Genomic DNA, 5,443 nt, shown 5'->3' with positions numbered 1-5,443 from the left:
GATTTCTTTTAGCCGTTGTTCGCGTTCCGGGTCCATGGCGTATACCGAATAGGCACCATCCGCTGATGTCGTTATGACCTGCTGCGCACCAAAATTGCCGCTGCCGTCATTCTCGTACCACGCTATCTTATCATCATCTAATGAGGTCGATAATACATCCGCGTCGCCATCACCGTCCAAATCCATGGCGTATACGGACTTGGCAACATCCGCTGATGTCGTTATGGTATTGGACGTAAAGCCCGGATCAGCACAAGGCACAGCGCAGGGTGGGCAATTGCTGCCGCCGCAATCGACTCCCGTTTCATCCCCATTCTGAATACCATCAGAACAATTTGGCGGTGCCCCATTCACCGTCACAGTCGCTAAGCAGCTATTTAAATTGCCGGCAGCATCCTCTGCGGTCAGTATGACCTGATTTTGCCCGATGTCCGCGCTGGAAAATTGGGTTATATCAAGGGTCAAGCTAGCCACTCCACAATTATCGGTGGAACCACCGTCTACATCCTGTGGAGAGACACTGGCCATACCCGAACCATCCAGGTCTATGCTTAAATCCTGACAAACCGCAGAGGGTAGCAAGTCATCAATGAGCGTTACAGCAGCCATACAGGTTCCTGATCCCGTTGCGGGGTTTCCATCTCCTACTTCCAGCTGCACCATCACCTCAGGTGCATCGCTACAAGTGAACTGGGATTGGTCAAGAGCGTAGTTTAGCACGGTTGCACAATCGTCTGTGGAGCCACCGTCTACATCCTGTGGGTTGATGGATGCCTGACCGGATGCATCAAAAAATACAGTGGTATTCGCACACAATGCATCGGGAGGGCTAGTGTCGGCTGTGTAGATCAACTCAGATGCAGTTACCGCATTCAGGCAGGCTACTTCTTCAACGCTTAAATCACATGGGCCCGCATCGGCTAATGCAATATTGACTTGATGTGTCATACCGGTCGGCGTACCTTCCAAATCAATAAATGTAACCGTCGCACCGGCAGGGACATTAAAGAAAGTCGTTGCCCCAACACTGATATTGTAGAATGCTCCGCAGTCGTCTGTTAGGGTTACGTCGAAACCTCCAGCATCATTGCCCTGGCAGTCCGGCTGAACCACATTGCTTATAATGATCTCCGGTAATGGATCTCTGATCTCTGTGCCGTCAATAACGCCTGTAGTGTTGGCCCCGCAGCTACTTGTAATGGTGTACTCATAATCTGTCCCTGGCTGAAGGGTACCGGCAGGGATCGTTAATTCAGATGTAGTAAGACCGGTATAACTGGTGAACTCCTGACCATTCGTATCCATTGTTACTGAATAGGATTGGACCAGCGTATCCGGGTCGGTAATGTCCCAATGCAGGACAACCTCTCCGCCACAATCGTAAGTTATCGTTATGTTTTCTGGTGTGGGGCAGGGGGCTACACAGTCATTTTCATACCACGCTATCTTATCATCATTTAATGAGGCCGATAATACATCCGCATCGCCATCACCGTCCAAATCCATGGCGTATACGGACCTGGCAGCACCATACGATAATATCGTTATGACCTGCTGCGCACCAAAATTGCCGCTGCCGTCATTCTCGTACCACGCTATCTTATTATCAAGCGAAGAGGCTGATAAAACGTCCGCATCGCCATCACCGTCCAAATCCATGGCGTATACGGACCTGGCACCTTCCACTGATGTCGTTATGACCTGCTGCGCACCAAAATTGCCGCTGCCGTCATTCTCGTACCACGCTATCTTATTATCAGAGGCTGATAATACATCCACGTCGCCATCACCGTCCAAATCCATGGCGTATACGGACCTGATACCATTCGCTGATGTCGTTATGACCTGCTGCGCACCAAAATTGCCGCTGCCGTCATTCTCGTACCACGCTATCTTATCATCAAGCGAAGAGGCTGATAATACATCCGCATCGCCATCACCGTCCAAATCCATGGCGTATACGGAACTGGCACCATCCGCTGATGTCGTTATGACCTGCTGCGCACCAAAATTGCCGCTGCCGTCATTCTCGTACCACGCTATCTTATCATCAAGCGAAGAGGCTGATAATACATCCGCATCGCCATCACCGTCCAAATCCATGGCGTATACGGAACCGGCACCATCCGCTGATGTCGTTATGACCTGCTGCGCACCAAAATTGCCGCTGCCGTCATTCTCGTACCACGCTATCTTATCATCAGTCGAAGAGGCTGATAAAACGTCCGCATCGCCATCACCGTCCAAATCCATGGCGTATACGGACCTGGCACTATTCGCTGATGTCGTTATGACCTGCTGCGCACCAAAATTGCCGCTGCCGTCATTCTCGTACCACGCTATCTTATCATCATTTAATGATGCCGATAATACATCCGCGTCGCCATCACCGTCCAAATCCATGGCGTATACGGAAGTGGCACCATCCGCTGATGTCGCTATGGTATTGGACGTAAAGCCCGGATCGGCACAAGGCACAGCACAAGGTATACAACTCCCTCCACAATCCACTCCCGTTTCATCCCCATTCTGAATACCGTCAGAACAATTTGGCGATGCCCCATTCACCGTCACAGTCGCTAAGCAGCTATTTAAATTGCCGGCAGCATCCTCTGCGGTCAGTATGACCTGATTTTGACCGATGTCCGCGCTGGAAAATTGGGTTATATCAAGGGTCAAGCTAGCCACTCCACAATTATCGGTGGAACCACCGTCTACATCCTGTGGAGAGACACTGGCCATACCCGAACCATCCAGGTCTATGCTTAAATCCTGACAAACTGCCGAGGGTAGCAAGTCATCAATGAGCGTTACAGCAGCCATACAGGTTCCTGATCCCGTTGCGGGGTTTCCATCTCCTACTTCCAGCTGCACCATCACCTCAGGTGCATCGCTACAAGTGAACTGGGATTGGTCGATAGCGTAGTTTAGCACGGTTGCACAATCGTCTGTGGAGCCACCGTCTACATCCTGTGGGTTGATGGATGCCTGACCGGATGCATCAAAAAATACAGTGGTATTCGCACACAATGCATCGGGAGGGCTAGTGTCGGCTGTGTAGATCAACTCAGATGCAGTTACCGCATTCAGGCAGGCTACTTCTTCAACGCTTAAATCACATGGGCCCGCATCGGCTAATGCAATATTGACTTGATGTGTCATACCGGCCGGCGTACCTTCCAAATCAATAAATGTAACCGTCGCACCGGCAGGGACATTAAAGAAAGTCGTTGCCCCAACACTGATATTGTAGAATGCTCCGCAGTCGTCTGTTACGGTTACGTCGAAACCTCCAGCATCATTGCCCTGGCAGTCCGGCTGAACCACATTGCTTATAATGATCTCCGGTAATGGATCTCTGATCTCTGTGCCGTCAATAACGCCTGTAGTGTTGGCCCCGCAGCTACTTGTAATGGTGTACTCATAATCTGTCCCTGGCTGAAGGGTACCGGCAGGGATCGTTAATTCAGATGTAGTAAGACCGGTATAACTGGTGAACTCCTGACCATTCGTATCCATTGTTACTGAATAGGATTGGACCAGCGTATCCGGGTCGGTAATGTCCCAATGCAGGACAACCTCTCCGCCACAATCGTAAGTTATCGTTATGTTTTCTGGTGTGGGGCAGGTTCCTACACAGTCATTTTCATACCACGCTATCTTATTATCATCATTAGAGGCCGATAATACATCCGCATCGCCATCACCGTCCAAATCCATGGCGTATACGGACCTGGCAAAATCCGCTGATGTCGTTATGACCTGCTGCGCACCAAAATTGCCGCTGCCGTCATTCTCGTACCACGCTATCTTATCATCATACGAAGAGGCCGATAATACATCCGCGTCGCCATCACCGTCCAAATCCATGGCGTATACGGACCTGGCACCATCCGCTGATGTCGTTATGACCTGCTGCGCACCAAAATTGCCGCTGCCGTCATTCTCGTACCACGCTATATTATCATCAACCGAAGAGGCTGATAATACATCCGCGTCGCCATCACCGTCCAAATCCATGGCGTATACGGACCTGGCACCATTCGCTGATGTCGTTATGACCTGCTGCGCACCAAAATTGCCGCTGCCGTCATTCTCGTACCACGCTATCTTATCATCAACCGAAGAGGCCGATAATACATCCGCGTCGCCATCACCGTCCAAATCCATGGCGTATACGGACCAAGCACCATCCGCTGATGTCGTTATGACCTGCTGCGCACCAAAATTGCCGCTGCCGTCATTCTCGTACCACGCTATCTTATCATCCCACGAAGAGGCCGATAATACATCCGCGTCGCCATCACCGTCCAAATCCATGGCGTATACGGACCAAGCACCTTCCGCTGATGTCGTTATGACCTGCTGCGCACCAAAATTGCCGCTGCCATCATTCTCGTACCACGCTATCTTATAATCATTAAAAGAGGCCGATAATACATCCGCGTCGCCATCACCGTCCAAATCCATGGCGTATACGGACCTGGCACTATTCGCTGATGTCGTTATGACCTGCTGCGCACCAAAATTGCCGCTGCCGTCATTCTCGTACCACGCTATCTTATCATCACTATATGAGGCCGATAATACATCCGCGTCGCCATCACCGTCCAAATCCATGGCGTATACGGACCAAGCACCATCCGCTGATGTCGTTATGGTATTGGACGTAAAGCCCGGATCGGCACAAGGCACAGCACAGGGTGGGCAATGGCTTCCGCCGCAGTCTACGCCGGTCTCATCGCCGTTTTGGATGCCGTCATTGCAGGTAGGCGTTACGGGGGTGCCGCAGGCGGTAGAGTTCAGCAGGCTGGCACGGGCGCCACCGGGCTCAAACAAAGCCCGCATACGGGCAGTCTGGCCTTGCGTGAAGAGGTTCATACAGCCATCATCGGAGTAGTCCATGTAGTTTTGGAACATGTCAGGAAGATCACCGGTACCTCCATTACAGGAGTTGCTACCGGGGAAATTACAAGGTGAACCCGTGTAGTTTGGCCCGCCAGCCCGTGGCGTATCACTGACGAAGTCGTCGGCGTTGCAGTTGCCATCCCCCCAGATGTGGCGAAGATTGAGGTAGTGCCCCACCTCGTGCGTACCGGTCCGGCCCTTATCGAAAGGAGCGGTAGCGGTGCCAATATCCCCAAAGTATTGGTAATCAACAACCACTCCATCGGTACTGGCAGGGCCACCGGGGAACTGTGCGTAACCCAGAATGCCGCCGCTGATATCACAAACCCAAAAGTTCATGTAGTCACTTGCCGGCCAGGCGTCTTTCCCACCACTGGAGTTAAACTTCACCTCGTCATTAGTGCCGAAAGCAGTGACACTGGTTGGGGTGCGCGTAATGCCATCGGTTGGGTTTCCCTGCGGGTCAACGGTAGCCAGGCAAAACTCAATTTCTACATCGGCTGCGACGCCCTGAAATACAGAAGGCGTGTTGACC

At 51.7% G+C, this 5,443-nt stretch carries 1 protein-coding gene; it reads right to left on the bottom strand.

What is annotated here, in order from left to right:
• Positions 1–5,443, bottom strand: a 5,443-nt coding sequence (locus tag IX84_RS31185; protein WP_076650664.1) for an FG-GAP-like repeat-containing protein, incomplete at both ends; no start/stop codon positions are given.

It is taken from the genome of Phaeodactylibacter xiamenensis, from assembly GCF_000759025.1.
GTDB lineage: Bacteria > Bacteroidota > Bacteroidia > Chitinophagales > Saprospiraceae > Phaeodactylibacter > Phaeodactylibacter xiamenensis.
This window is presented reverse-complemented; position numbering and strand designations above follow the sequence as displayed.